The sequence below is a fragment of the Catellatospora coxensis genome, assembly GCF_016862635.1.
In the GTDB taxonomy this organism is placed as follows: Bacteria; Actinomycetota; Actinomycetes; order Mycobacteriales; family Micromonosporaceae; genus Catellatospora; species Catellatospora coxensis.
Genome location: NZ_BONI01000002.1, coordinates 229897 through 256255, shown reverse-complemented (window position 1 = coordinate 256255; position 26359 = coordinate 229897). Strand labels below are relative to the sequence as shown.

General features: G+C 69.7%; 30 protein-coding genes. 20 read left to right on the top strand and 10 right to left on the bottom strand.

Annotation, left to right across the window (positions count from 1 at the left end):
- Positions 1-1143, bottom strand: a 1143-nt coding sequence (locus Cco03nite_RS02580; RefSeq protein WP_203688270.1) for a phosphoenolpyruvate carboxykinase (GTP), incomplete at its 3' end; no start/stop codon positions are given.
- A 190-nt stretch (positions 1144-1333) separates the two neighbouring features.
- On the opposite strand from Cco03nite_RS02580, the gene Cco03nite_RS02575 reads away from it, so the two are divergent.
- Together Cco03nite_RS02575 and Cco03nite_RS02570 are read left to right on the top strand one after the other, a co-directional pair.
- On the top strand, positions 1334-1678 hold the full coding sequence (locus Cco03nite_RS02575; protein WP_203688269.1) for an ArsR/SmtB family transcription factor: 345 nt from the start codon (positions 1334-1336) through the stop codon (positions 1676-1678).
- Positions 1679-1877: 199 nt separating this feature from the next.
- Positions 1878-2303, top strand: a complete 426-nt coding sequence (locus Cco03nite_RS02570; RefSeq protein ID WP_203688268.1) for a hypothetical protein — start codon at positions 1878-1880, stop codon at positions 2301-2303.
- 161 nt (positions 2304-2464) lie between these two features.
- Here Cco03nite_RS02570 and Cco03nite_RS02565 read toward each other — a convergent pair whose 3' ends face one another.
- The gene (locus Cco03nite_RS02565; RefSeq protein WP_203688267.1) at positions 2465-2602 is read right to left on the bottom strand and encodes a hypothetical protein; all 138 of its coding nucleotides are present in this window, start codon (positions 2600-2602) and stop codon (positions 2465-2467) included.
- Between the two features lie 745 nt (positions 2603-3347).
- Here Cco03nite_RS02565 and Cco03nite_RS02560 point away from each other — a divergent pair.
- The 4 genes from Cco03nite_RS02560 to Cco03nite_RS02545 all read left to right on the top strand — a co-directional run bounded on the left by Cco03nite_RS02560 (position 3348) and on the right by Cco03nite_RS02545 (position 6554).
- Positions 3348-4178, top strand: a complete 831-nt coding sequence (locus tag Cco03nite_RS02560) for a spermidine synthase (protein ID WP_203688266.1) — start codon at positions 3348-3350, stop codon at positions 4176-4178.
- 588 nt (positions 4179-4766) lie between these two features.
- Positions 4767-5417, top strand: a complete 651-nt coding sequence (locus Cco03nite_RS02555) for an adenylate kinase (protein WP_203688265.1) — start codon at positions 4767-4769, stop codon at positions 5415-5417.
- A gap of 86 nt (positions 5418-5503) precedes the next feature.
- Positions 5504-5791, top strand: a complete 288-nt coding sequence (locus tag Cco03nite_RS02550; RefSeq protein WP_203688264.1) for a hypothetical protein — start codon at positions 5504-5506, stop codon at positions 5789-5791.
- A gap of 478 nt (positions 5792-6269) precedes the next feature.
- Entirely contained in the window at positions 6270-6554 is a 285-nt protein-coding gene (locus Cco03nite_RS02545; RefSeq protein WP_203688263.1) for a hypothetical protein, read from the top strand.
- Positions 6555-7120: 566 nt separating this feature from the next.
- Here Cco03nite_RS02545 and Cco03nite_RS02540 read toward each other — a convergent pair.
- Positions 7121-7645 (bottom strand): ArsR/SmtB family transcription factor, encoded by a 525-nt coding sequence (locus Cco03nite_RS02540; RefSeq protein WP_239167053.1) that lies wholly within the window; start codon positions 7643-7645, stop codon positions 7121-7123.
- Between the two features lie 105 nt (positions 7646-7750).
- Here Cco03nite_RS02540 and Cco03nite_RS02535 point away from each other — a divergent pair, with 105 nt between their 5' ends.
- The 3 genes from Cco03nite_RS02535 to Cco03nite_RS02525 all read left to right on the top strand — a co-directional run bounded on the left by Cco03nite_RS02535 (position 7751) and on the right by Cco03nite_RS02525 (position 9954).
- Positions 7751-8320 carry a dienelactone hydrolase family protein gene (locus Cco03nite_RS02535; RefSeq protein WP_203688261.1) on the top strand — a complete coding sequence of 190 codons (570 nt, stop codon included), beginning with the start codon at positions 7751-7753 and terminating at the stop codon, positions 8318-8320.
- Between the two features lie 84 nt (positions 8321-8404).
- Positions 8405-8599, top strand: coding sequence for a sigma factor-like helix-turn-helix DNA-binding protein (locus tag Cco03nite_RS43115; RefSeq protein WP_203688260.1), 195 nt, complete (start codon positions 8405-8407; stop codon positions 8597-8599).
- Between the two features lie 488 nt (positions 8600-9087).
- On the top strand, positions 9088-9954 hold the full coding sequence (locus Cco03nite_RS02525) for an EAL domain-containing protein (protein ID WP_203688259.1): 867 nt from the start codon (positions 9088-9090) through the stop codon (positions 9952-9954).
- 280 nt (positions 9955-10234) lie between these two features.
- On the opposite strand, the gene Cco03nite_RS02520 is transcribed toward Cco03nite_RS02525, so the two are convergent.
- Positions 10235-10681, bottom strand: a complete 447-nt coding sequence (locus Cco03nite_RS02520) for a MarR family winged helix-turn-helix transcriptional regulator (protein WP_203688258.1) — start codon at positions 10679-10681, stop codon at positions 10235-10237.
- Positions 10682-10754: 73 nt separating this feature from the next.
- Between Cco03nite_RS02520 and Cco03nite_RS02515 the strand changes: the two genes are divergently transcribed.
- From Cco03nite_RS02515 to Cco03nite_RS02475, 8 genes are all read left to right on the top strand, one after another.
- Positions 10755-11378, top strand: a complete 624-nt coding sequence (locus tag Cco03nite_RS02515) for a maleylpyruvate isomerase family mycothiol-dependent enzyme (protein WP_203688257.1) — start codon at positions 10755-10757, stop codon at positions 11376-11378.
- A gap of 436 nt (positions 11379-11814) precedes the next feature.
- Positions 11815-12042: a DUF6458 family protein gene (locus Cco03nite_RS02510; protein ID WP_203688256.1), complete on the top strand. Its 228-nt coding sequence runs from the start codon at positions 11815-11817 to the stop codon at positions 12040-12042.
- Between the two features lie 65 nt (positions 12043-12107).
- Entirely contained in the window at positions 12108-12353 is a 246-nt protein-coding gene (locus tag Cco03nite_RS02505) for a hypothetical protein (protein WP_203688255.1), read from the top strand.
- Positions 12354-12425: 72 nt separating this feature from the next.
- On the top strand, positions 12426-12761 hold the full coding sequence (locus Cco03nite_RS02500; protein WP_203688254.1) for a hypothetical protein: 336 nt from the start codon (positions 12426-12428) through the stop codon (positions 12759-12761).
- On the top strand, positions 12758-14920 hold the full coding sequence (locus Cco03nite_RS02495) for a bifunctional polysaccharide deacetylase/glycosyltransferase family 2 protein (protein WP_239167052.1): 2163 nt from the start codon (positions 12758-12760) through the stop codon (positions 14918-14920). Before Cco03nite_RS02500 ends, Cco03nite_RS02495 begins: the two co-directional genes overlap by 4 nt.
- Before the next feature lie 14 nt (positions 14921-14934).
- Positions 14935-15888 carry a serine/threonine-protein kinase gene (locus Cco03nite_RS43110; protein WP_373314201.1) on the top strand — a complete coding sequence of 318 codons (954 nt, stop codon included), beginning with the start codon at positions 14935-14937 and terminating at the stop codon, positions 15886-15888.
- Between the two features lie 268 nt (positions 15889-16156).
- Entirely contained in the window at positions 16157-16519 is a 363-nt protein-coding gene (locus Cco03nite_RS02480; protein WP_203688252.1) for a TraR/DksA family transcriptional regulator, read from the top strand.
- A gap of 383 nt (positions 16520-16902) precedes the next feature.
- A complete protein-coding gene (locus Cco03nite_RS02475) occupies positions 16903-17493 on the top strand; it encodes an isopentenyl transferase family protein (RefSeq protein WP_203688251.1) in 591 nt (196 codons plus the stop codon).
- A gap of 406 nt (positions 17494-17899) precedes the next feature.
- Here the strand turns inward: Cco03nite_RS02475 and Cco03nite_RS02470 are convergent, their stop codons facing one another.
- A complete protein-coding gene (locus tag Cco03nite_RS02470) occupies positions 17900-18418 on the bottom strand; it encodes an STAS domain-containing protein (RefSeq protein ID WP_203688250.1) in 519 nt (172 codons plus the stop codon).
- Between the two features lie 497 nt (positions 18419-18915).
- Here Cco03nite_RS02470 and Cco03nite_RS02465 point away from each other — a divergent pair, with 497 nt between their 5' ends.
- The gene (locus tag Cco03nite_RS02465) at positions 18916-19350 is read left to right on the top strand and encodes an LppU/SCO3897 family protein (protein ID WP_203688249.1); all 435 of its coding nucleotides are present in this window, start codon (positions 18916-18918) and stop codon (positions 19348-19350) included.
- On the opposite strand, the gene Cco03nite_RS02460 is transcribed toward Cco03nite_RS02465, so the two are convergent.
- From Cco03nite_RS02460 to Cco03nite_RS02445, 4 genes are all read right to left on the bottom strand, one after another.
- The gene (locus Cco03nite_RS02460) at positions 19312-19929 is read right to left on the bottom strand and encodes a hypothetical protein (RefSeq protein WP_203688248.1); all 618 of its coding nucleotides are present in this window, start codon (positions 19927-19929) and stop codon (positions 19312-19314) included. The two genes, Cco03nite_RS02465 and Cco03nite_RS02460, sit on opposite strands and share 39 nt — an antisense overlap.
- Positions 19926-20630, bottom strand: coding sequence for a hypothetical protein (locus Cco03nite_RS02455; protein WP_203688247.1), 705 nt, complete (start codon positions 20628-20630; stop codon positions 19926-19928). The genes Cco03nite_RS02460 and Cco03nite_RS02455 overlap by 4 nt, the downstream gene beginning before the upstream one ends.
- A gap of 325 nt (positions 20631-20955) precedes the next feature.
- Positions 20956-21612 carry a class I SAM-dependent methyltransferase gene (locus Cco03nite_RS02450; protein WP_203688246.1) on the bottom strand — a complete coding sequence of 219 codons (657 nt, stop codon included), beginning with the start codon at positions 21610-21612 and terminating at the stop codon, positions 20956-20958.
- 219 nt (positions 21613-21831) lie between these two features.
- On the bottom strand, positions 21832-22005 hold the full coding sequence (locus Cco03nite_RS02445) for a hypothetical protein (RefSeq protein WP_203688245.1): 174 nt from the start codon (positions 22003-22005) through the stop codon (positions 21832-21834).
- 15 nt (positions 22006-22020) lie between these two features.
- Here Cco03nite_RS02445 and Cco03nite_RS02440 point away from each other — a divergent pair, with 15 nt between their 5' ends.
- Together Cco03nite_RS02440 and Cco03nite_RS02435 are read left to right on the top strand one after the other, a co-directional pair.
- Positions 22021-23688 carry a CehA/McbA family metallohydrolase domain-containing protein gene (locus tag Cco03nite_RS02440; protein WP_203688244.1) on the top strand — a complete coding sequence of 556 codons (1668 nt, stop codon included), beginning with the start codon at positions 22021-22023 and terminating at the stop codon, positions 23686-23688.
- A 248-nt stretch (positions 23689-23936) separates the two neighbouring features.
- A complete protein-coding gene (locus tag Cco03nite_RS02435) occupies positions 23937-25010 on the top strand; it encodes an ArsO family NAD(P)H-dependent flavin-containing monooxygenase (protein ID WP_239167051.1) in 1074 nt (357 codons plus the stop codon).
- Between the two features lie 113 nt (positions 25011-25123).
- On the opposite strand, the gene Cco03nite_RS02430 is transcribed toward Cco03nite_RS02435, so the two are convergent.
- Positions 25124-26359, bottom strand: a complete 1236-nt coding sequence (locus Cco03nite_RS02430) for an MFS transporter (protein WP_203688243.1) — start codon at positions 26357-26359, stop codon at positions 25124-25126.

Sequence of the window (26359 nt, the reverse complement as noted above, 5' to 3'; positions counted from 1 at the left end):
GACCTGCTCGGAGTCCGGCGTCCAGTCGTTGCCGTGCCAGTCGGTCAGATGCTGCGGCGGGTTGCCCATGCCCTCCCACCACACGTCGCCGTCGTCGGTGAGCGCGACGTTGGTGAACAGTGAGTTGCCTCGGGCCAGGGTCCGCATCGCGTTCGGGTTCGTCGAGTAGTCCGTGCCCGGGGCGACGCCGAAGAACCCGTACTCGGGGTTGACCGCGTACAGGCGCCCGTCCTCGCCGAAGCGCATCCAGGCGATGTCGTCGCCCAGGGTCTCGACCTTCCAGCCGCGGATGGTCGGCTCCAGCATGGCCAGGTTGGTCTTGCCACACGCCGACGGGAACGCCGCCGCGACGTAACGCACCTTCTGCTGCGGGCTGGTGAGCTTCAGGATCAGCATGTGCTCGGCCAGCCAGCCCTCGTCACGGGCCATCACGCTGGCGATGCGCAAGCTGTAGCACTTCTTGCCCAGCAGCGAGTTGCCGCCGTATCCCGACCCGTAGGACCAGATCTCGCGGGTGTCGGGGAAGTGGGCGATGTACTTGGTGTCGTTGCACGGCCACATCACATCCGCCTGGCCGGGCTGCAGGGGTACGCCGACGGAGTGCAGCGCGGGCACGAACTCGGCGTCCTCACCCATGACATCCAGTACCGGGATGCCCATCCGTGTCATGATCTTCATGCTGGCCGCGACATAGGCCGAGTCGGTGATCTCCACGCCGAACTTGGGGTCCTCGGCGTCCAGGGGGCCCATGCAGAACGGGACCACGTACATGGTCCGGCCAGCCATGCTCCCGCGGTACAGCCCGCTCATGAGCTGCTTCATCTCGGCGGGGGCCATCCAGTTGTTGGTCGGGCCGGCGTCGTCGGGGTCGACCGAGCAGATGAAGGTGCGCTCCTCGACCCGGGCCACGTCCGAGGGGTCGGTGCGGGCCCAGAACGAGTTCGGCTTGTGCTCAGAATTCAGCCGCACCAGCGTGCCGGCGTCGACGAGCCGCCCGGTCAGACGCTGCCACTCCTCGTCGGAACCGTCGCACCACACCACCTCGGCGGGTGTGGTCAGCGCGGCCACCTCGGCCACCCACGCCAGCAGCCGCGGATGGGTGGTCGGGGCGGGGGCCAGGCCGGGCGTCGTTGCCACAGTCATCGATCACATGCCTTTCACTGCGAAGGTGGTGCCAGCCACACCCTCTTTTAATTGCTAACTTTAGCAACTTGCTATGTCGTGTAGTCTGGGGTGGTGACGCGAAAATGTCACACGACGACCAGCCGAGCCGCGCAGACGTCGAACGCACGTCTGGGCGGGTACGGTGTCCTGCGACGAAGGGGGTGGACCGGTGAGCAAACCGCTGTATCAGGCCAAAGCGGAGTTCTTCAAAGCCCTGGCCCACCCTGCCCGCATCCGGGTTCTGGAGCTGCTGTCCGTCCGGGAGCATTCGGTCGGGGAGATGCTGCCCGAGGTCGGTCTCGAATCGGCGCACCTGTCCCAGCAGCTGGCCGTCCTGCGCAAGATGAACCTCGTCGTGGCCCGCAGGGAAGGCTCGACGGTCTACTACTCCCTGGTCAGCCCCCAGGTGGCCGAACTGCTCGCGGTCGCCCGGCGCATCCTCACCGAGGTCCTGGCCAACCAGGTCGGCCTGCTGGACGACCTGCGCGCCGCCGAACCAGTCGGCCGGCCCTAGCTACGGCACCCCTTGACCGGGCGGGCGTGTCAGGCGAGGTTTCCTTCTCTCGTGCTCGCCTGACACGCCCGGCCCATTATCGCAAGCTCTCCCATCGCGACGACCAGGCCCGAGGCCGTGACATGCGGGTCCGCAGACGCACCAGTGCGCTCACAGCGGTGATGGCCCCCGGCAGGCATGTGTGGCAAGGACAACTGCCGTGAACGGCGATGCCGGCGCCGGTCCACATTCCCGGCGCAGCGAGGACGTCGCCGCGACCGTCTACCGGTTCGCCTGCCTGGCGAGGGTCGGCGATATCACCCACACCTCGGTGCCCGATCCCGACGGCGGCACACTCGCGACCAGCGTCGAGTTCCGAGACGGCATGGAACGCGGACGACACGTCGAGCAGGAGCTGATCGCGCGCATCGCCGCTATGGCCGCCGGTTGGCACCGACCGCCGGTGCACATTCCGTACGACGCCGCGCGGGCGGCCAGCGCCGACTACCAGCAGGGGATGGCCGCGGGTAGGCGGCTGGTGCACGAGTCGCTGCTCGTGTCGCACCGCATGGTCAACGGTCAGACATGCCCGCGCTGCGACGCGACCGGCGTCAACGACCACGCGGCAGACTGCTCCTATGCCTGAGCGGCCACAGCGCTGCCCCCGACGGCACGGGCGACCGCTCGACCGTGTTCACCGACACCTCCTTTTTCGTCGATGACCGCCGCGGGCCGGGCGGCGCGGACTTGTGTGCTACACGGCGCGGTAGGAGGTGCCTTCGGGCCTGCCGCGTTCGCAGTCGGCGGTCAGAGGCGGGTGAGCAGGACCTTGAGCGCACCGCTGGCCGCGGGGTCGGCGAACACGTCGTAGGCGTGCATGATCTCGTCCAGCGCGAACCGGTGGGTGATCATCGTGCTGACGTCGAGGAGGCCTGCTGCGAGCATGGCCCAGCATGGTCGGGGTGGAGTAGCGAAGCGCGCGGACGCCAGGCTTCCGATCAGTTCCGCGGGCTGTTCCTGCGCGGTCGGTGGCGCGGTGGTGGTGGGAAGCAGGCGCGGCAGTTGGCGCGTCCTACGAGTCGATCTTTCTCGGAGGGAAGGGCTACGCCGCCGCTCTTGTCGCGGCGCAGCGTGTCCGTAACGTCGACGAGCTTGATCGTGGTGGTGCGAGCCTGCCGGGTACCGCCCGATACTACGGCCACGCCCCGCAAACGACGTCCCGCGCATATCGAGACGACGGCCTCGGAGCGCGGACACTGCGCCCAGCGGCGGCCGACGTGACGTCCGCGCCGGCCATCAGCTATCCCGCCGCGGACCGTGCGGCGGCCTCAAGGGCGAGCGCCCGCCCGCCGTGCCGCCCAGGACGGCGAGGCCCGCCGCTGCTACCCAGACCGCCCACTGCCGCTCCCCTCGAACTCGAGCGCGGCATCGGCAATCGCACCCCGGCGCACGGCCGGCGAACGCCCCAAGCACTGCGGCGACCGCAGCTGCCTCGAGATGGGCGATGGCGTGATCGGAGCCATCAAGGCCGGCAAGCATGTCGGTCGCACAAAAACACGCATGGTCAATGTATGCGAGGTTGCTTACTTAGCAGATTTCGCAAGTCGCTAGAATAGGTGTCCGGGGACCGCGCCGGCACCGGCGCTATCGGAGCAGAAGGGGACCCCAGGTCGATGACGCTGTTCGGATCTTGGCTGGGCATGGCAGGTCGATTGGGACGATCGGACATGCCGTGACCAGTCGGACGCGTCCTAGATCAGTCGTCGAGCGGGTCGACTGGGGCATCGCCGAACTCGTCCCGGACCCGCGCCGACGCGGTGGTTGGACGCTGTACATCGACGACGCCGCGCAGTCCTACGTGTGCCTGCCCACGCCGACCCACCTCGAGTTCACGTACGCGCGGCGCCTGGCTTCGGTCATCGACGCAGCCGCACCGGCAGGGCACCCGCTGCGGGTGCTCCACCTGGGCGGGGGCGCGATGACACTGCCCAGATTCGTGGCGGCGACAAGGCCCGGCTCGCGCCAGGACGTTATCGAAAGCGACCGCAAGCTCTACACCCTCATCCGGCGCCACCTTCCGGTCACCGCCGACGGCATCAAGGTGCGGATTGCCGACGCCCGCGACGCGGTCGCCGCCGCCGCGGCCGACGAGTTCGATCTCGTGATCGCCGACGCATACCAGGGCGAGCGCATCGCACCGGAACTGACCACTGAGCGCCTCGCCGCCGAGGCGGCCCGCATCCTGCGGCCGGGCGGCATGTACGCGGTGAACATCGTCGATGCACCCCCGTTCGTGCTGACCCGCACGATCGCCGTAGCGGCGCAGGGGCACTTCGCCGACACCTGCCTGCTGGCCGACGCCGACATCGACCGCGACGGCGGGCAGCGCAATGTCATCCTTGTCGCGATCACCGGGCCCGGGAGTCTGCCGCTGGACCAGCTCGCTCGCGCGACGACCCAGAGCCCGCGGGGGCGCCTGCTTCACGGCAGCGACCTGAACCGGGCGATCGGCCAGACGTGAAGCCGCTGGTCTTCGGCTGGGAAAGCCCTTGCGCCCGTGTCGCCGGCTTGGACCCCGGCGCCCGACGCCGTTGTCGATGCGCCGGGGCGGCTTGAGGCCGAGCGGGACCGGCGCAGGTCTTGGCAGGCGGCTGGCCGGGCCAGTGAGATGCGACTCGTCGCGGCCGGGCTTGAGCGTCATGCCTGGCCTTTCACTGACAGCCTAGCAGCTTGCTAATCTTAGCAGATGGTGAGATCGTATCGCGTCGATGGATGGCTCGGGTTTGAGGTGCTCGCATGCCCGGATCGTTCGAATCGTGACCATCCTGCGGCGAGCACGGAGGGCGACAATGCTCGGCCGGTCCACCGTCGGCTCTGGCCCCTGGCCGTGCTCTGGCGGGGTCTGAGGCGAACAGACACTGCACGGTGACGACCGCGGTCGAGTCTCGTTGGACGCGGGCGGTCAACCACATGTGGCGGGCAATGTCACGACTTGCCATTCTTCGCAAGTGATTAAGTCCTGCGGGTGATCCTGATCATTGTCCGCAGGCCGTCGCGGCCACAAAAATCGCCAGTAACCGCAACCAACGACTGCTGTCCAGGTGAGTGAGTGAAGCTCGTACTGCTCGGCCCGCCCGGCGCGGGCAAGGGAACCCAGGCCGACCTGCTGGCCACCGGCCTCTCCGTGCCGAAGATCTCGACCGGGGACCTCTTCCGTGCCCATGTGTCCACCGGGACACCGCTGGGCCTGCTGGCGAAGTCCCACCTCGACGCCGGAACCCTCGTGCCCGACGAGGTGACCGTCGGCATGGTGGCTGCCAGACTCGCAGAGCCCGACACGCAGTCAGGGTTCATCCTCGACGGCTTTCCTCGCACTCTCACGCAGGCGCGGCTGCTGGACGAGACGCTCGCCCACGACGGGCGGCGGCTGGATGCCGTGCTCGAATTCCACGTCGACACCGCCGAGGTGACCCAGCGGATGTCCGGGCGGCGTACCTGCCGCGCATGCGCGGCGGTGTGGCACCTCGTTCACCGCCCGCCGACGCGGGGCCGCTGTGGGACGTGTGGTGGCGAGCTCTACCAGCGTGCCGACGACGAGCCGGCTACGATCGCTCACCGGCTGCAGGTGTATGCCACGCAGACCGCACCGCTGGCCGACCACTACCGCACCTGCGGCCTCCTGGCGCAGATCGACGCGGCAGGGACCGTGGAGCAGGTGTCCCAGCGGGCGCTGGCCGCGCTCATGCCGGCGCTGGGCTGAGCCGCCGGCAGGATCAGTACCACCGGTAGTTCACGTAAGCTCCGATGTCACCACATGCGCCCACAGGCGGGGAGACGGACCGTACCGTGCAGCCCAGCATTCAACTCATCCAGGTGCTGCGGACCTACTGCGACCGTCTGGAACCCGACAGCATGGCGGACCTGCGCCTGAGCATCCAGCGAGGCCGCTACCCGTGGCTGCGCGATGAGCTGGCCGCGGCGGTCGGCAACACCGACCTCGGCGACGACTGGTGGAGCCACGCCATCGGAGACCATGTAAGCGCGGAGCCCGGCACCGCCGAGCGGCAGGACTGTCTGCAGGACCGGCTGTGGCGTGCGCTGTTCCCCACCGAACCGCCTCCGCAGCGGCCGTGACGGCACCGCTTCGGACCGCCAGGCGCGCCATCCGCTCATCCCACCCTATGGCGCCGCGACATGTACACAGTCGGTCTGCTGGTCGCGCAGGCTCGCCAACACTCGCTGGGTAGGGGCCGCCGTCCTGAACACCTGCGAACACCTGGTCCATGTCCCCGATCGCGACCGGAGCAGGCGGCCTGACCAGACGAGCATGAATGTGGGTCGTGGCCCCGCCCTCAGGCACCTCATCGGGACTCCCGCGATCGCGCCATGGCTGCATGTCGGGCGAGCCGATGTTGGCCTGCACGGTGCCGTCCGCTGGTGGGAGGTCAGCGACGTGAGTGTCCCGGCGCGGTGGTGCTGTGCGGAATTGCCGCCGGGGCGAGGGTCGCAATGTCGGTCGTGGATGGATACCGTGTGTCTCGGTGGTTGCCGGAACTGAGGCTTTGGTCAGCGCTGCCGTGTCCGGTGTCGGGGGTGCCGCTTGGTGAGGTTCGTGTCGTCACCGGTGTTGACCGTGTACAGCGCCTCCAGAGCTGTGGTCTACGGAGTCCTGGCCAGTGGGCTTCAGCAGTCCTGGACGGTTCGAGGACTGCACCAGGCGCTGCCGCGCGACGCCGTGGTCGGCACCGAGGCGGTGCGCGCCGTGATTTACCTTCTGCTGGCCGACGGGTTCGTGGAGCCCGTCGCGGGCCAGCGTGCCCTGACGGTGCGCCTGACGGCCGTCGGTCACCAGTTCCTGGCCGGCGTACTTGCTCAGTGGGGCAAGCCGGGTCCGTAGCCCGCCCGGACTCGATGCCTCGCAGCGCAAGGGCCGAGACAGCCGCGGGGCCGCGGTGGACCGATCAAGGCCCCGAACTCGATGGCCCTCACCGATTGAGCGGGTTCGGAGGCGAGTCGGCGGAACCCGCGCTGTTCAGGCTCGATCGGCTGCTGGGTGTCGGGGTCGAGCGGGACCCAAGCGGGTGAGCGGTCCCGCGTGAACCAACGTCGCCGAACGTCTAACGGTGAGGACGATGACGTGAATGCCGCTGCGGACCCGCGGCGGGCGGCCTCGCCCGTCGCGCCCGCGGTGCCATTTCATTCGACACGCGGCGAACAAAGCGCCGAACCGAGCTGCTTATGACGTTATCGTCTGGTTGACGCGCTCAGCGTGATACCTGCCGCGAGGAATCGCGGCAGGTATCACGCTGCCGTAATGGGAGCTGAGGCAGGGCCACCCCACGGCGCGATCTGCTGCACAGGGCCGAGCAAGGTTCACGCCTCGGCGGCCTCGAGCCCTGGGCGGGGGAGGGATGAACGCAGCCGGATCGGCGCGCCATCGGAGTTGGATCGTCGACCCCGTGCTCACTCTGCTGTCGGTAGGGTCGGGTGGTCGGTGGGGTAGATGCCGATCGCGAACCCGTACATGGTTTCGCCGGACCGCGGCGTCCGGTCGAACTCGTCGACCAGTTCGGCCATCCGGTTCCAGAACTGAGAGGCCTGATCCTCCGAGATGCGTGCATGCCGGATGAAGCCCCAGAGCTTTCCCTGCTCGAACGCCGTCGCGGACTCCCGTGCAGCCACCTCGAAGTCGTTGAAGTCACCCGTCGCCTGTTCGCCGGCCGATGACGACTCCGTTGCCACGTGGAAGATGCGAGCGGTGCGCCCGTAGAAGCGCTCCTCGACGGCCCGCACCTTCCGCGTGCGCACCACCTGGAGCAGGCCGTTGCGTGCAAGTACGTCCACATGGTGCGCGACCGTGCTCTTGGGGCGGTCGACCGCGGCCGCCAGCTCGGTCACGGTCGCGGCCCGTTCGTGGAGCAGCTGCAGGATCGTCGTCCGGAGCGGGTGGCCGATGGCCTTGACCTGGTCCGCTCTGGTCAGCGCCATGCGATCGGCCAGCTCGTAGTCCGGGGGGTTGTCCGCCATGGCACAGCAGACTAGCATTGCCGAACGTTCCGGAAAGTTGGATCGTTCGTAAAGGGGGTCGACGTCATGACTGACGTGCTGCTGTATCACCACATCCAAGGCCTGACTGACGGGGTTCGGAGCTTCGCTGAGAGCCTGCGGGAGGCCGGGCACACCGTGCACACGCCGGACCTGTTCGACGGCCGCACGTTCGCCAGCATCGAGGAGGGGTTCGGATTCGCTCGGAAGCTGGGGCTCGACGCGATCCGCCAGCGCGGCGCCGCCGCGGCCGACGAACTCGGCTCCGGGCTCGTCTACGCCGGCTTCTCCTTCGGCGTGACGATCGCCCAGCGGCTCGCGCAAACCCGGCCCGGTGCCCGCGGGGCACTGCTCATGTACTCCTGCCTTCCGGTCGCGGAATTCGGGAACACGTGGCCCGAGGGCGTGCCGGTGCAGATCCACGGCAAGGAGGGCGACGAGTTCTTCGACGAGGACCTGCCGGCCGCACGCGAGCTCGCCGGCTCCACGGCCGCCGCCGAGCTGTTCGTCTACCCGGGCGACGAGCACCTTTTCGCAGATTCCTCCCTCGATGCGTACGACCCTGAGGCGTCCGCGCTGCTCATGGAGCGGGTCCGGGCATTTCTCGCGGCCATGTGATGCGCCGCGACCAGGTCCGCCAGACCCAGACCGCGCAGCAGCTCAGGTGGGCGGGAGTTCCTCGACGCCGACGCGCACGTTGAAGTGGAGGAGCGCCTGGACGCGGCGGCCGAAGCCCACCGGGTGTATGCCGCAATGCAGCGGCTGAGCCCGGCCGACCGGCAGGCCCTGGAGCTGGTGGCAGTCGACGGGTTGTCCGCCGGGGCGGCTGCGGCCGCCGTCGGCGTCAGCCCGGTTGCTCTGCGGGTGCGGATGGTACGTGCGCGCCGCCCAAACTAGTACAGATGGTCTTTGGGCAGGATACGCCCGCCGATTGCAGGGTAGGCGTAGCAACGGCCAGGACCTGGGCGCATCTCGCCTGGCGCACCCTGCTGCGCCTGGCCGCGGCTTCGCCGGGAGGCCTGCTCCGAACTGGAAACGCCCAGCCGGACCGGATCGACTTACCTCGAGCCGGGGTCTTCCTCAGGTTCGCTGAATCCTGACCGGCCCTCCGTCCAGCCAGTGCACCCCGAGGCGATCAGACTCAACTGCCGGGCACCCAAGATCATGAGAGTGTTTAGCGGCCGGTCAAGGCGGGGACCTGTACCTTGGTTGACCTCTACGTGTGCCTGTTGTTTTGTGGATAGCCGAGCTATCGGACCCCGGTCGGCGGGCGACGGATGAGCGGGCGGGATGACCCGGGCAGATGGATGAGCCATTTTAACGCTCAAACTTCCATGCAGGGACTCGATATGGCCCCACTTGATACGTCTTGCAGCCGACGAAAGTTGTTCGAGTCGATCCTTTCCGATCGGCTGGTTTATTGCGTTTACCAGCCGATCGTCACGCTGTCCAACGGCCAAACGGTGGCGTACGAAGCCCTGGCAAGGGGTCCCGAAAGCACCGAGTTCCATTCCCCAGCCGCCTTGTTCGCCTACGCGGTCCGCGCCGGCTGTGTTCCCGAACTCGACCGGCTCTGCCAGGCAGCAGCCTGCCAGGGTGCCCTACGAGCCGGCCTTCCCCTCTCGCTGCCGCTGTTCATGAACGTGGATCAGGTCACCCTTGGCATGCCCGCGCCCGCCGGATTCGTCGATGACGTGAAGTCCGCGATGGCCAGGCTCCAGATCGTGTTCGAGCTCACCGAGCACCATCCGCCGGACATCGGCGCGCTCATGACGTCGATCGACTGGATACGCCGCCGGGGCGGGCGCATAGCGCTGGACGACGTCGGCGCCGCGGCGCAGACCCTGACCCTCATGCCACTGGTGAGCCCCGACGTAATCAAGCTCGACCGCCACGTGGTCCAGTCCGCCGGCCGGCACGCCGCGGTGGTCGACACCGTGCGTGCCCAGGCCCGGCGCACCGACGCGGCCATCCTCGCCGAGGGCATCGAAACCCGGCATCACCTGAAAACGGCAATCGCGATCGGCGCATCCCTCGGACAGGGCTGGCTGTTCGGTCCGCCCGCGCCGCTACCGACATCCTTCACCGCATCGACCTACATGCTGCCCCGCATCACCTGGGCGACACACATGAGCGAGATCCGCGGGTCGCTCATCGCCGACCACCCCAGCGTCCGACACGCCGCACCGCAGCCGGATGGCACCTGGGCAAGGCCGGACACCAGCCCACTGACCGGACAGGACCCCCAGTAACAGCCCGCCTCCGGGGATCAGCTCACGGGCGGGCCAGGCACCAGCATCCACGGCGTTCCCATCATGCAGAACGTCATTTGAAGGTGGCGTGAACAGGATCAAGCTGCGCCAAGGCGGATGTGCGGCCGCGGGGCTTCGGCCTGCCCGGCGAGCGAGTCCTGCCTGCGACCTGACGCCTTGACGGTGGTCGGCTTCGATCAATGAATCTGGACCAGATCCGATCGCCGACCGTGTGCACAGCTGTCGTGTACGGAAGATCGGTGGCTGCCGGGCGTCCCGTCTAACCTGTTGTCCTCCGCTCGTAGGGGTCGGTGATCTGGCGTAGGCGGGTCAGCGCGTCGCGGACGTCTGCCATGCGCCGCACGCCCAGGTGTGCTGTCCACTCCGCCTCGACCTCCGCCACGACGGCCGCGGCGACGACCGTCGCCCGGCGGCCCCGTTCGGCGATGCGTACCAGGCGCGCGCGGGCGTCGGTGGGGTCGGCCACTCGTTCCACGTAGCCGGCGCGCTCCAACTGGTCGACGAGGAATCCTGCTGTCTGCTTGGTGACCTGGGCCTGCTCGGCGAGTTCGGTCAGGCGTGTGCCGTCGGGTCCGACGCGTTGAAAGATCCGCGCCTGCGCCAGCGTGATGCCGAAGCCCGCGTCGGTGACTGCGTCGAGCACCCGCTTCTCCAGTGCGCGGTGCGCGATGAACATCAGCAGCCCGATGTTCGGCTCCTCCGGCATGGCCGCCCCTTGACATGTGGTCAGATTCTCTGACTGAATTTAGTCAAATCATCGTACCAGTTAGGGGTCGGCGATGGATCAAGACGAGAGCTGGCAGGTCATCGCCGGACAGCGGCATCAGCTGGCCGATCTGCTGGAAGGACTGTCCGAGGTCGAGTGGGAGACGCCGTCGCTGTGCGCCGGATGGCGGGTGCGTGACGTCGTCGCCCACCTGGTCCTTGTGCCACAGCCGCCTGGCGTCTGGGCGATGACCGCAGCCGCGATGCGGGCCGGGGGCCGGTTCCACCGTCTCAACCATGACATCGCGGTCCGGCATGCACAGCGCCCCGTCTCGGAACTCGTCGCACAGCTTCGCGGGCACGCGCACTCCCGGCGACTGCCGGTCGTCACCAACTACCGCAACATCCTCTTCGACACGATGGTGCACGCTCAGGACATCGCCCTGCCGCTGGGCCGTCACTTGCCCATACCACCCCGGGCCGCTGCCGCGGCCGCCACCCGGGTGTGGACCATGGGCTGGCCGTTCTGGGCTCGCCGCCGCCTGCGCGCAGTACGGCTGACGGCCAGCGACGTGGACTGGTCGGTCGGCGCCGGCCCTGAGGTGACCGGACCCATCGACGCCCTGCTCCTGCTGCTGACCGGCAGGAAGGTCGCGCTGTCCCGCCTCGCCGGCCCGGGCCTCACCGACGTGGCCTGACAGAGACGTGCGCGGCCCGGCAGGTCCCCCGTCGGGATGCGCGGGCGCACATAGGTCACCTGATGCTTCTTCGGCCCGGTTGCCGGTTCGACGTAAGGTTCGAAGGCGCCCCCGCGCTGCCAACGCGGGGGCGGAAGCAGGCCTGCGCGGGGTACGAGCTCTCGCCAGTGAGCCAGCCCCCATCGGTGAGGCAACCGGTGGAAGCCGCCGACGGCCACACACGCTGCCCACGGTCGGCAAGGCGCGAAAACGAGAAGCGCCGGGCCTCACGAAGATGTCACTGGGTTGTGACAAACCCAACCCGGACCCTCCCTGCTCGCCGTATCGGCGCAGGTCAGGACCTCATCCGTCTACCGCCGACGGTTTTCAACAAGACCCCCAGGGTATCGGCGCGCTAGAGCCGCGACGCCGCGGCCAGCCTTGGAGGTGACCACCAATGGGTATCGGCGCAAGCATCTTCCTCATCGTGCTCGGCGCGATCTTCACGTTCGCGCTCGACTTCGACGTCGCGGGCATCGACATCGACGTGATCGGCTGGATCTTCATGATCGGTGGTGTGCTCGGTCTGCTGTTCACGACCCTGATCTGGGGGCCGCGCAGCCGCGCGACGATCGTCAGCGAACCCACGCACGTTCGCCGGGTCGAGGAGCGCACCGAGATCTGATACTTCGGCGGCATCCCGCCGGCTGGTGAGGCCGGCGGGCGCCGCCGACGGCAGGGGAGGCGCGCTTGCGGTACTTCGAGGTCGTCGCCAACCACGACGTCTGGGACGTGCTCGACGGCGACCAGGTGGTAGGTGTCCACCGGCGAAAACCCGAGGCCGTGTGGCAGGCCATCGCCGCCGCCCGCAGCAACGCCCCGGCCCGGCTGTCGGTCATCGCCGCAGACGGCCACATCGAAAACATCACCGACTTCCAGACCAGCCGCACCACCACGTCGCGGCCACCCTTCGGCGTCCCATCAGCCGACCGCTGATGGCGCAGACGCCCGGCGGCACCGCGCCATCTCACACCCCCATTTCTGCTCGCCGCATCGGAGACCGCGGTAATGACTGCCAGCAGGCGCATCGGACGCGCCACCGTCGCCCGCCACATCGGCCGCGCCCGACCCGCCACCATCGACCCGCCCCCTGCGTCTGACACGCTCGCCGAGCCCGCTGACCCGACCAGGCGCATGCCCGCCCCCGCGCCGGTCGCGCCGGTGTTCGTCGACGACACCGGCCGCCGCCGCGGCCGGATCCGCATCGTCGTGCTGGCCGTAGCGGCGCTGCTGGCGGTCGCAGCGGCGGGGGTGTGGCTCAGCATCTCGGTCGCACCGGTCCACCCGGACCCCGTCCCGGCGGCCACCTGCGCGGCGGTGTCGGCCCCGGGGTGTGCCCGGTGAGTGTCTACCTCAGCAGCAACAGCGCCCCCACGCAAGATGAGCTGGCGGTGACCAGCAGGCTCAGCGGCCGCCGTCCGGTGGGCCGGTGGCTGCGCCGACTGGTGGCCGGGGTGCTGGTGGGCGTGTTCGTCACGCTGCTGCTGGTACAGGCCTACACCAACGCCTCGTTCGCGCCCGACAGCACCACCGTGGCGGCAGGCAGCGACGCCGCCGTGCCCGCACAGGTACGCGACGGCGGTCCCGCGATCACCACCACCGGCCGGCCCGCCACCACCCAGCCGGCCCGGGACCGGATCGCGTTGACCTTCGACGACGGCCCCGACCCCGTCTGGACGCCGCAGATCCTGGACCTGCTGGCCCACCACCGGGTCCAGGCGACGTTCTTCGTCGTCGGCGCGCAGGCCGCCCGCTACCCGGACCTGACGCGGCGCATCGTCGCCGAAGGCCACGAGGTCGGCGTGCACACCTTCACCCACCCCGACCTGACCGCGATCGGCCCGTGGCGGCGCAGCCTCGAATACTCCCTGACCCAGCTCGCGATCGCGCACGCGACCGGCGTCAAGACGACCCTGTTCCGGCCCCCGTACTCGTCGTCGCCCGACGCCGTGCGCGACGCCGACTGGCGGGTGCTGCAGGAGGCCGGCGCTGCGGGCTACCTGACGGTGCTGGAGAACGCCGACAGCCGTGACTGGGCCCGCCCCGGTCAGGCGGCGATCGTCGCCAACGCCACCCCCCGTGAAGGCGGGGCGATCGTGCTGCTGCACGACGCCGGCGGCGACCGGGCACAGACCCTGGCCGCGCTGGGCCGCTACATCCCGGCCATGCGCGAGCGCGGCTACCGGTTCACCACCGCCTCCCAGGCACTGGCCACCCCGCCGGCCGTGCCCGCACACCAGTCGGCCAGCGATGCGGACCAGTGGCGCGGGCACGCCCTGGTCTGGACCATCGCCGCGTCCGACGCGATGATGGGCGGCCTGTGGTGGATCCTCATCGCCGTCGGGGTGCTCACCCTGGCCCGCACGCTGCTGATGTTCGCCGTCGCGCTGCGCACCCGCCGCCGCCCGTCCTGGCAGCCCGGTCCGCCGGTCACCGCACCGGTGTCGATCATCGTGCCGGCCTACAACGAGCAGGACACCATCGCCGCGACCGTACGGACCCTGGCCGCGTCGGTGTACCCGCAGCTGGAGATCGTCGTCGTCGACGACGGCTCCACCGACGGCACCGCCGCCGCGGTCGAGGCGCTGGGCATGGACAGCGTCCGGCTCGTACGGGTCCCCAACGGCGGCAAGGCCCTCGCTCTCAACACCGGCATCGCCCTGGCCCGCCACGACCTGATCGTGATGGTCGACGCCGACACCATCGTCGAACCCGACGCGCTCGCCCGGCTGGTCGAGCCGTTCGCCGACCCGACTGTGGGTGCGGTCGCCGGCAACGTGAAGGTCGGCAACCGCCGCCGACTGCTGGCCCTGTTCCAGCACATCGAGTACGTGATCGGGTTCAACCTCGACCGGCGCCTCTACGACGCCCTGGGCTGCATCCCGACGATCCCCGGCGCGCTGGGGGCGTTCCGGCGGCAGGCCCTGACCGACACGGGCGGGCTGTCGACCGACACCCTGGCCGAGGACACCGACCTGACCATGGGCATCCTGCGGGCCGGCTGGCGGGTGGTCTACCAGCAGCACGCCCGCTGCCACACCGAAGCGCCCACGACGCTGCGGCAGCTGTGGCAGCAGCGCTACCGGTGGAGCTACGGCACCATGCAGTCGATGTGGAAGCACCGCCGCAGCGTCATCGAATCCGGCGCGTCCGGCCGGTTCGGCCGCCGCGGACTCACGTTGATCGCCGCGTTCAGCGTGCTGCTGCCGCTGTTCGGGCCGATCCTGGACCTGCTGGCCGTATACGGCTGGTTCTTCCTCGACCGCGCCAGCACCCTCTACGGCTGGCTCGCGATCCTGGCCGTGCAGACCGCCACGGCGATCCTGGCGTTCCGCCTCGACCGCGAGCCGCTGCGCCCGCTGTGGGTGCTGCCGCTGCAGCAGTTGGTCTACAGGCAGCTCATGTACGCCGTCCTGCTGCGATCAGCGACCACCGCCATCGCCGGACGCAGGCTGCGCTGGCAGAAGATGCACCGCACCGCCGAAGTCGCCGCCCGCGCCTGACCCAGGAGGACCCAATGACCGGCACGGCAACGTCGCCGTGGCAGGCAGGAACCCTGCTGGAAGAGCGCTACCTGCTCACCGAACCGGCCGGACGCGGCGGCAGCGCCACCGTCTGGCACGCCAGCGACGAACGACTCGGGCGCATGGTCGCCGTCAAACTCCTCAAGACCGAACTGCTCGACGACGCCGCCCTGACCCGCCTGCAGGTCGAAGCCCAAGCACTGGCCAGGCTGCGCCACCGCAACATCGCCGACGTGTACGACTTCGGCACCGCCCACAAGGGAGGGCGGCTGAGCGCGGCGTACCTGGTCATGGAACTGATCGACGGCGACCCGCTCACGCAGCCGCTGGCCGGGCAGCGCAGCCTGCCGTGGCAGCAGGCGGCGCAGGTAGGCGCGCAGACCGCCGACGGGCTGGCCGCCGCACACTCCCGCGGCGTCGTGCACCGCGACATCGCCCCGGGCAACATCCTGCTCTACTCTGGGTCAAGGACATCGTCACCGCCGCACTCGGCGGCCTGTCCCAAGGCCGCACCCTCGCCCGGATCGCGTCGGTGTTCATCATCGGCCTGGGCGTCATCGCGGCCCTCAACCAGATCGGCGGCCACCACCGTAACCACCCCCATCCTGATCACCGCCCTGGCGACGGCCGCCGGCATCCTCATCGTCGGCGTCGGCGGCGGACTGATCCGCCCCATGCCGTCGCGCTGGGACGGCTGGCTGGACCGCGCCGGCACCGAGTCGGCACGCGTGGACGACCACACCCGCGCCTACACCGCCGGCCAGGCCGACGCCACCCAGATCCACGGCGAGCGCACTATCGCCATTCCCGTGACGCCCGCGAATGTCCAGACCGGGCAGCGGGCCGCCATCGTCGCACCCACACCGCCCGCCGGGCAGCGCGACGGCCACGACGCCGACGCCACCCAGGTACTTCCGGGCGCCAGGTCGCCTCGCCGCAGCTCATGACGCGTCTGCTCGCGGGCGCGGCGGCTGTGCCGTGCCCGCGAGCCGCGGCAAGAACGAAGGACACCCCAGCGAAGAGCGCTCAGCCACCCGCGCCACCTCAGCAAGTGTCATCACCCGTGACGTTAGCGTGGGTTGTTCGGTCAGTTTGCGTCAGCGCCATACGCGGGTACGCCATCGACATAGATCTTGGGATGTGCTTGAGGTCGCGCCCGGGGCCCGTCTTGTGCAGGTGTGCGACAGGTCAAGCGGCCGATGCGAAGGGGAGTCCATGACCGCGGTGGTGGAGGGCGTCGATAGGGCGGTTGTCGGGCAGACGGTGCGCCAGCGCTACGAGCAGAGCGCGCAGCAGCTGCAGCGGCTACGGGAGCAGAGCACTGCTGCGCTCGGCCGCCATGATCTGGGCACCGGTGATGCTGCCGACGCCGGTACGGCGGCGCCGGAAACCGCCGAGCCGGCCATGGTGGCTTCTGCGCTGCAGGAGCAGCTGCAGGTCGCGCTCGTGCGCCTCGACAATGGCCTGCACGGCACCGGCGAACGCTGCTGTGAGCAGATCCCGGTCGGCCGCCTCACCGCGATGCCGTGGGCCGCGCACTGCGTGCCTTGCCAGGGCGTGCTGGACCGTCACCGCTGACATCGCCTCCGCAAGCGCGGCGACAATGGGAATCGGAGCCAGTGTCCTACTCATCGCAGGCGGCGCCATCGCCGCCTGCCTGATCGCTCTGCTCGTGCCCGGGTGCACTCCGAAGGCAGCCGAGCCACCAGCCGGTGAAGTGGTGAAGCCGGCAGGCAGCAACCCACCGGCTTCAATGGCTAAGCGTCGGGACGGCCGAGAACGTCACCCGGCGATGCCTAGACCTGCCAAGGCGCCGAACGCTCCAGACGACAGCCGGTCACTGTCAACCCGCGCTACCGCGCGACCGCAGGGGATCGCTTCAGGGTGAGCGGCTGCTGCCCGACCGCAGGGCAAGCAGGGTCACCCGGGTCGGCTTGCGGTGATCGGCAAAGATCATTGGTATGGGTAATCCTGTCCCTGCTCCGTCCTGGACTGTCACGCTCATCTGCGGCGCGTCCGGCATCGGTAAGTCGCGCATCGCGACCGCGTTGGCCCGCCGGTACGGCGTGCCGCTGGCCGAGGTCGATGACATGGTGACCGTGGTCAAGGCGCTGACCACGCCCGAGCAGTCGCCGATGCTGCACTTGTGGGACACGAACGTCGCGGCGCGGCAGTGGACGCCGGCGCGGATCGTCGAGCACACGATCGCCGTCGCTGAGACGATGCGGCCTGGGATCGAAGCCGTCATCACCGATCACATCGAGTCCGCGGCGCCGGTTGTCATGGAGGGCGACTACCTGCTGCCAGATGTCGCGGCCGGCTTCGGCGACCTGGTCAGGACGGTGGTGATCTCCGAGCCGGACGAGGATCAGATCGTCGCGAACTACCTGTCCCGCGAGCCCGGTGCGGCTGAGCAACGGTTGCGCGCCCTCGTGAGCGCGCGTTTCGATGCCGAACTGTCCATCCGGGCCGCACGGATCGGTGTCCCGGTCGTTCCCGCGCGGCCCTGGTCGGACAACGTCGACCGAGTGGATGCGGCCCTGCGACGCTGACCAGCCGCGGTGCCGACAATTCACGACCCTCCGCTGATCAGCGCCTGCAAAACCAGCACGGCGCGTCCCGCGATCCGGCGCTGGGTGCAGGCGCAGCCCATGGTGGCCCGGCTCGGTACAGGGGCAACTTTCGCCCGGACTGCTTGGCTCTGGCGGCGGTTGAGCCACCACCACGCCAGGCCAGTGACCGCACCCTCACAAACGGAGCAACCCTCACCGTCGAGGCCGCGCGCAGACAGCGCAGAGGCCAGACACAGCCTGACCGCCGCGGCGCCTGAGCTATTGAGTCACGGCGGTGGCTCACGTTGCGTCAGGCCCTGCCGTGCCGGGCGAGCGCTGCAAGGTCGGCGTGCGCTGCGTCGGCGGCGTAGGCGGGCGATGGAAGCGGCAGCCTTCCGGCGGCGGATCAGGCAGGCGATGATCCTTCGGCCTGCCGGTCATGGCCGGTGAGATGGTCGAGGACGCCGCAGACCTGCAGGACGTCGCGGACGAGCCCGTCGACGTTGACCAGCCGCAGAATTTTGCCGTGCTGTAAGGCCAGACGGCGTGCCTTGATCAGCGCGGCCACGCCGCTGGAGTCGCAGAAGCTCAGCGCTTGGCAGTCGGTCTCGATCGCGTTGGCGCCTGCCGCGCTGGTCACCGCATCATGCAAAACAGGGCCGGCGTTGATCACTGCGAAGCACAGCTGTCGGACGCGGGCGTGGGCCGCCGCGTCAAGCAGAGCCGCCAGGCCGCGGGCGTCGATGAACGTCAGCATCGCCAGGTCCACCACCAGACCAGACAAGGCACGACCCTGCACGGTCCGACGCAGACTCGCCTGAACTGCGCCGGCGCAGCACATATCGATCTCGCCGCAGATGGACACCAGGCATCGCCCGCGCAGGTTGGCGACGTGCACACTGGCGTGCGCCGCGATCGGGGACATACCCCACCATCGCTTACCGCCGCCCAGTGGGTCCATCATGCGAACCGGGTGATGTTCGAGCCGATCAAGCACGTACTAAGTCACTATCTCGGCGGTGCCCGGCCTCGTGGGCGGCGGTGTGCCGATCCGTGCGGTCATACGAGCGGGTCGAGCAACGCCGGCAGGATGCCGACGCGCGAGCGGCCGCGGTGCCGCCAGTACTGCGGAGTGTGGCACGCCAGGCGGGTCGGTCAGCACACTCCAGTGCTCGGCGATCATCGCGCGTTCGAGGCGGAACAGGTCACAGAAGGCCACGGTCTGACCGTCGCGGTGCCGGCGCAGGCGGTGAACGAGACCTTCCCTTCAGTCACGGCAGGCGGCGCTGCTCGTGGGGGACATCGCCGTCGTAGATGAAAGTGCAGATCCTCATCTGGCCCCATTGGCAGCGGCTTACGAACTCTGTGTCATGTTCGCATCACTGACGAAGCATCTGCGGTGCGCGCTGATACCGTGCCGACGTGACAGACGGCGCGGAGGAGCCCGCCGGCCGTGGCGGAGGTTCGACGATCCCGCGCTGGCTGGGCATCGCGGTGGCCATTGCCACCGTCGTCGGGACGGTGATCACCGCAGTGCAGTGGGCCGAGTCGCGCCCCGGCGGCAACGCGCCCGCCAGCCCGGCTGCTTCGGTCGGTCTCACCCCAGACGACAGGTTCCTTCAGGTCGGGCAATGCGTGCGTAACCTCGGCGATGCCCAGGCGCCGCTGATGAAGATCGCCGATTGCGCCTCCGGCGGGGCCATGCGTGTCGCCGCTCGGATCGAGCAGAATGCCGACCCGGAGCCCGACGCCGATGCGCTGTGCAGGCAGCAGGTGCCTGACTTCACCGACTACCACTTCTCGGACTGGACCGCCGAGTCAAGCGTCAGCGTGATCTTCTGCCTGCGGGCTGAGTGACGCTGCTCGCGCCAGCGTCAGGCCGCGTCCCAGAGTCTTCGTGTACGCCGGAGCCATCTCGGCCCGGCCGCCGGCCAGCCGCACGCCCTCGCAGTGCAGATCGGCGGTCGCGGTGCAGGACGCGACCTGCAGCTCGACCAGTTTGCCTTCCGTGACCCGGCCCAGCAAGGCCTTCAGCTCGATCACCACGCTCAGCTGCAGGGCGAGGGTGGCCAGCACGACTCCGTTGACCGCGATGTCGACGGCGGGCTCGTGGGCCACCGACACGGTATGTCCGGCGAGCTCGACGAGTTCGACCGTGCCGGGGTTGTCGGCGGTGGCGCGGCCCGCTGCGGCCAGCGCCTGGCTGACCTGCAGCCCGTGCTGCAGCAGGGGACCGAGGTCGAAGTCGAGCAGCCCGTCGGTGGCTCGCGCCAGCTCGTCGCTGAGTGCGGCGATGATCTGGTCGGACAGTTGGCCGAGGATGCCGTTGCGGGCCATTCCCGTGGCGATGCTCGCCAGGTTGCGCCTGGTCTCCTCGCGGTTGCCGGACAGCAGCCAGCTCGCGGTGTAGGCCGACGGTGGGGCGGTGGCGGTCATCGAACGTCCTCCTGCAGGGTGGGCCGGCCGAGCGTGATCCTGGGTGTGACGGTGATGGTGGTCGTCGGCGGCGAATCCGAGCCCACGACGTACGGCCCTGCTCCAGCCCGTGGCAGCACGCTGACGGCGGGAACTGCGGCGGCCGCCGCGCGCCGGCGTGCCCGCCTGCGTGAGCGGGCCAGCAGTACCAGCACGATGATGAGCACGGTCAGTGCCCCGACAGCCCCGGCCGCGCGCAGCAGCCAGGTGCGCGCGACTTCCAGCAGCGGCGGCGATGCCGGTTGCGGCCTGGTCCACAGTTGGGTCTGGCACAGCTCGCAGCCGCTGATGCCGATCTCGGCGTTCTGCCCGGCGGCGTCGACGTCGAAGGTGATCTTTCCGGTGCGGCCCGTGTCGGTGCATCCGTCGGCGTAGAGCTTGACTGTGCCCGTGTAGGTGCGGTCTCGTCCGGACAGTTGCATGACGTCCTCGCCGACGGGCCAGCACAGCGGGCTGTCGGTGTCTTTCTCGGCGACTCGGCCGGCGTACCGGTCGGGGCCGACAATCCGGATCTCGAAGAGCCAGGACCAGCCGCTGCCCTCCTCGATGGCGACCCACTGGCCGGAAACGAGGTCGTCGGCGTAGGCAGGCGTCGGCAGTATCGCCACCGCCGCGACGGTCAGGAGCGCAGCGGCCGCGGTGCGCAGGCCCCGACTTGTCATACGCCACCTGTTCAAGCGGTTCGACGCCATGGCACGAGTCTGATGGCGGGGGCCAGTGGTGTCATCAGCCGACCCGCAGGCACTAGGTAAGTGATCGAGATAAATGTCCGGCCGGGTGGATGTTGCCGGCGCGACAGGTCTGCCTAACGGGTTCGGGCGTGCCGAGTGGCGTGAACGCTCGTACCGGAAGAATCCGCACGAGACACAATCATGTTTCGAGTCAGGTCCGTCCGCCGTGCCCGTGACGAGGCCACTCAGTGAGACGGCGAACGAGTACTACGACTTACCAACCACCCGACGCCAGCCAGCCTCGGAGATCGTCAGGTCACCGGGACCGGGCCAGTGGACTGGCCGTGCCGATGATGTGGGCGAATCGTGGCACGAACCGGGCGGGGCTGAACCCGAACCGCTGGCAGCTCGTGATGGTGAATCCGTTGGCGGCGATGACGGCGGCGGTGTCGTGGTTGGGTCGACAGCCTCCGGCCAGTCGCGCCCACAGCGGTGCGGCCAGGTCCTGCAGCAGTGCCAGCGCGGGCTTTTCGGAGCGGACGTGCTCGTAGAAGCGAAGCTGGCCGCCGGGTCGCAGCACCCGGCTGATCTCGGCAAGCGCGTGGGCGGGATCGGGCACGGTGCACAGCACGAGGGAGGTCACAGCCGCGTCGAAGGCATCGTCGGGTAGGGGTAGCGCATCGGCCTGCCCTGCAATGACCTCGACCGGAACAGGCGCCTGTCGCGCGGCCCGCAGCGCCAGCTCGCGCAACGTGTCGTCGGGTTCCACGGCCAGCACTCGGGACACTCCGGGCGGATAGTGGACGAAGTTGAGGCCGTTGCCCGCCCCGACCTCGATCACCGCGCCTGTGAGTCCGGCGAGCAGCCAGGCCCGGTGGGCGCCCCCGCCATGGGCTTCGGCGCGGTTGCTGACGGCGGTGTAGAACCGCGCAAACCTCGGATGTTGCAGGTCCTGAATCTGACGATCAGCCATGCCAGCCTCCGCATCAGGCCGTCCCGACCTCCACGGTAACCGTCACGCAGCGTGCGTGCACCGATCGGGATCCGCCCGCCCCGGTGCCAGGCGCTCAGAACCACCTACTCACCGCTCGATCTGACCGTTGCTGGTCACGAGCGTCGTCGCCGCATCTCGAAGCAAGTTTCTGCGGCCGAACGCGAGCGGCAGCACGGCTGCCGGCGAACGACCGCGTGTTCATTCGGCTCGCCCGCCGCCATCACCGCTTCCTCCGCCTGCCATCTGGCATTCATGCCGCCCAATGACGATCAGGCGCGTCTGCTCAGGTTCTCGAAGGGATGCACCATGGGCGCGCACCACCACCCAGGTCATGACCACCCCCATGACCACGATCACGGCCACCATCACCATCACCACGACGGTCCGGTGTCGGCGTTCGCCGACACGTCGGTGCCCGACAGCGAGCTGTCCCCGTCCGACCGCAGCCGTCGGTCGTTCCTGCGCGGTGCGGGACTGCTGGGTGTCGGACTCGCCGGCGCGGGTGGAGCGACCGGCGCGCTGCAGGCGGTGACCCAGGGTCCGGCTGCGGCGACCCCGCCGCCGGCCGGCGGAGGGCAGTTCCTGTGGAGCGCCGGCGACCATCACACCCACACCAAGTACAGCGCCGGCTCGGACGCCCCGTACCGCGTCGACCAGCACGTGACCGCCGCCGCCCGCTACGGCCTGGGCTGGCTGGTCGTGACCGACCACGGCGGTGCGCTGCACCAGAAGTTCGGCCTGCACCAGTCGCTGGCCGACGTGAAGCTCTCGCGGGCGCAGAACCCGGACATGCTCGTCTTCCAGGGCATGGAGTGGAACGTCCCGGCCGGTGAGCACTGCACGATGTTCGTCGCGCCCGGCTCCAACGAGGCCACGGTGCTCACGGAATTCGAGGCGCTGTTCGACTCGGCGATCAACGGCACCCGGCCGAGTAGCCCCGCGAACGAGGCGAAGGCCGTCGAGGCCGTGCGGTGGCTGGGTGCGCAGGTGCGGGCCGGACGGGTCGACATGGGCTTGACCGTGCTCAACCACCCGTCTCGGGCGGGCGCCTACGCACCGTCGGAGCTGCGGGCGATGCGCGACGCCGACCCGTCTGTCGCGATCGGCATGGAGGGCGCTCCGGGCCACCAGGCCGCAGGGCTGCCCACCTCCGTCGGCGGGGCCGGCGGCGGACGCGGCGGCTACGGCGGCGGGCCGGGCGCTGACTCGTTCGCCGGCTACCCGGCCGAGTCGTACAGCACGTTCGGCGGATTCGACTGGCTGACGGCGAAGGTCGGCGGGGTGTGGGACTCGATGCTGGCCGAGGGCCTGCCGTACTGGGTCACGGCCACGTCGGACTCGCACCGGGTCTTCGGCGACACCTGGGAGTACGGCGGCGCCCCCACCGCCGAGGGCGTGTACCCCGATCCCGTGTTCACCCGGACCCCGATCGCGGGCCGCGGCGACTACTGGCCCGGCCAGTACTCGCGCACCCACCTCGGGCTTCGTGACTTCAGCTACCTGTCGGTGATGAAGGCGCTGCGTGCCGGACGGATCTGGGTCGATCACGGGCAGCTCATCGACAGCCTCGACGTCAGCGTCGGCGGCAGCCGCCGTCACCCGCGCGGCACGCTGGGCGAGGTCGTCACCGCCAGCCGCGGTGACAGCGTCGAGGTGAGCGTTCGCATCGGCCTGCCGACCCGCCCCAACCACAACGGCGACACGCCGCGGCCGCGCCGCGTCGACCTGATCGCCGGGCCGGTCACCGGTGCTGTAGCCGACCGCAACACCCTCACCGCGCCCCAGACGCGGGTGGTGAAGTCGTTCGAGGTCAGCCAGCGCACCGGCACGGTCGAGCTGACCTACCGGTTCCGCAAGGTCGACGAGCCGTTCTACCTGCGGCTGCGCGGCACCGACGGGCGATTCTCCGCCACGGGTTCGATCGAGCCGCGTCTCGACCCGGCCGGCGCTGTCGACCCGTGGACCGACCTGTGGTTCTACAGCAACCCTGTCTTCGTCGCTGTCGAGGGCCGCAAGCCGTTCAACAACCAGCACTGGAACGCCACACGCGGCTGACCTGCATGCGCTGCGGCCGCAGGCCCAACAGCGGTGTGCGGCCGCAGCGCGGCACGACACCTGGACTGCAATCCCGGCAACGCGCAACATGCCTCGGCCGGCATCCCCCGCAAGGGTCCACCGCACGCGTCCGGTGCTATTGCCGCACGACTATGTCTCCGGCATAAGACGTAGCACCGTCCACTCGCTGGCGCGTTGTCGGCAGGTGCCGCCTCACGGGTTGATCCACGGGTCGTAGAGTCGCGGATGTGAACGACCTGCGCCATCGTGACGTGCTCGTTGTCGGCGGTGGGCAAGCCGGGCTCGCCGCCGGCTTCTACCTACGACGCCAAGGGATCGACTTCGCGATCCTTGACGCACAGCACACCCACGGCGGTGCCTGGCAGCACGTGTGGGAGTCACTGCGCCTCTTCTCTCCAGCCCAGTACAGCTCGCTGCCAGGCTGGTCGATGCCTGCGACGAACGCGGGCTACCCCGACGCCGCACACGTGATCTCCTACCTCACCGCCTACGAGCAGCGCTACAGCCTGCCCGTGTTTCGAGGTGTGCGGGTCGAGGCGGTTCATCGCGCCGACGGTGGATTCCGGCTGGACACCGATGACCGAGGAACGTGGACGGCCCGGGTCGTGGTCAGCGCCACGGGCACGTGGTGGCGGCCATTCCTACCGGCGCTGGCACGCGCTGGGGCGTACAGGGGGCGGCAGATTCACACAGTCGGCTACCGCAGACCGCAGGACTTCGCCGGTGAGCGCGTTGCGGTGGTCGGTGCGGGCAATTCCGGTGCGCAGATCGCCGCAGACCTGGCGGGTCATGCTCGCGAGGTGCGGTGGATGACGACCCGAGCGCCGCGGTTTCTACCCGACGATGTGGATGGGCGGGTTCTGTTCGAGCTGGCCAACCGCCGGTACCGGGCGCTGATCGCCGGGCAGCCCGCGCCGCCGGGGATCGGCGACTTCGGCGACATCGTGGCGGTGCCGCCGGTGCGGCAAGCCCGCGACGGCGGACAGCTGCATGCCACGCCGATGTTCACGGAGCTGGGAACCGAAGGCCCGCGCTGGCCGGACGGCACCAGCTGGGCGTGCGACACGGTCATCTGGGCCACGGGCTTCCGCCCGGCGCTCGCGCACCTGGCACCCCTGCGCCTACGGCGCGACAACGGCTACGTGGTCACCGACGGCACTCGCTACCGGCACGATCGGCATCTGCACCTGCTGGGCTACGGCGACTGGACGGGGCCCGCGAGCGCGACGCTCATCGGCGTGGGGCCTGCCGCGCGGGACATGGCCGCGCAGATCCGCGACACCCTCACCGGAAGACGATGACCGGTCCTTGCCGGCACGCTGGAAAGGCTCGGTGGGCCGGTCCCAAGGCGTGCGCGGGCAGCGGTGCACGAACGCCGGAGTCGTTGCAGCGACCATGCTTGAACCGGTCCGCGTCACCCGCTCGGTGACGAGGCCTGGCGGTTTGCCTGACGGCTGAGGGCGATTGCCCCCACCACGCACAGCACCGCCACCGCCGCCATGAGACGCGTACCAGCCAGGGTCGCGGCGGCCAAGGGCGCTGCTGCTTTGGCGACGGTGATCGGGACGGCCAGGGTGCCCGACACCGAGCCATAGCTGGCGGTGCCGTAGCGGTCGACGACGATGGCGGGCCGGGCGATGGTGCCGACACCGAAACCCAACCCGAAAGCGGCCACGCACGCGACCGCTGCCGCACGGTTCGCTCCGACCAGGGGAAGCAGCGCAGCCGCGACGGCCTGCACGGCGAACACCGCGGCGGTGACGGCGGCGATCGGACGCCGGCGGGTAAGACGAGTCGTGACGACGCGGCCGGTGACCGACAGCGCACCGAGCATTCCCGCGATTCCTGCCGCGACCGTGACAGGGTGCCCCAGTGCGGTGAGGTAGCCGACGAGGTGAACGCTGATGGCAGACACGGCGGTGCCGTGGGCGACGAACGCGATGACCAGCAGCCAGAACCCCCGGTCGCGGAGAACTCGGCGGTTGGCGCGCCGGTCATGGTGTGGGGCGGGCGAAATCGCTGTGCCGGGCGCGGTGCCGGGGATGGTCAGCAGGTGGGCCGGGATGGTGATCGCGCCGTGCAGCACGGCGAGGATCAGCAGCGCGGTGCGCCAGCCGTGTTCGGCGGTGAGCCAGCCGGTGGTCGGGATGAAGATGGTGCTGGCGAATCCCGCGACGACGGTGATGGTGAGCACGGCGCTGGCGCGGCGGGCCGCGCCGAGCTGGTGGACGACGACGGTGAACGCGGCCTCGTAGAGCGCGGCCGCGCCGGCCAGCCCGATCAGGACGAAGGCGGCGTAGACCTGCCAGACCGCGTTCGCCTGTGACAGGGCGACGACGGCGAGGGTGCCCAGGGCGGACCCGGCGGTCATGAGGCCGCGGCCGGGTCGGCGGTCGAGGTAGCGGCCGACGGGGATCGCGGCCGCTGCGGCGACCAGGACGCTGAGGGTGTACGCGCCGGTGATCGCTGCTGTGCTCGCGCGCAGGGTGGCGGCGATGGGGTGCAGGACGACCGAGAAGGTGTAGAACAGCACCCCGTAGCCGACGGTCTGGGTGATCGCGAGGACCGCGATCATGCGCCGCGCGCCGGGATGCGTGGGGGTGCCGCCGCCCTGTGTGGGGGCGGCGGCACGTTGCGCGGTGGCGGTCAC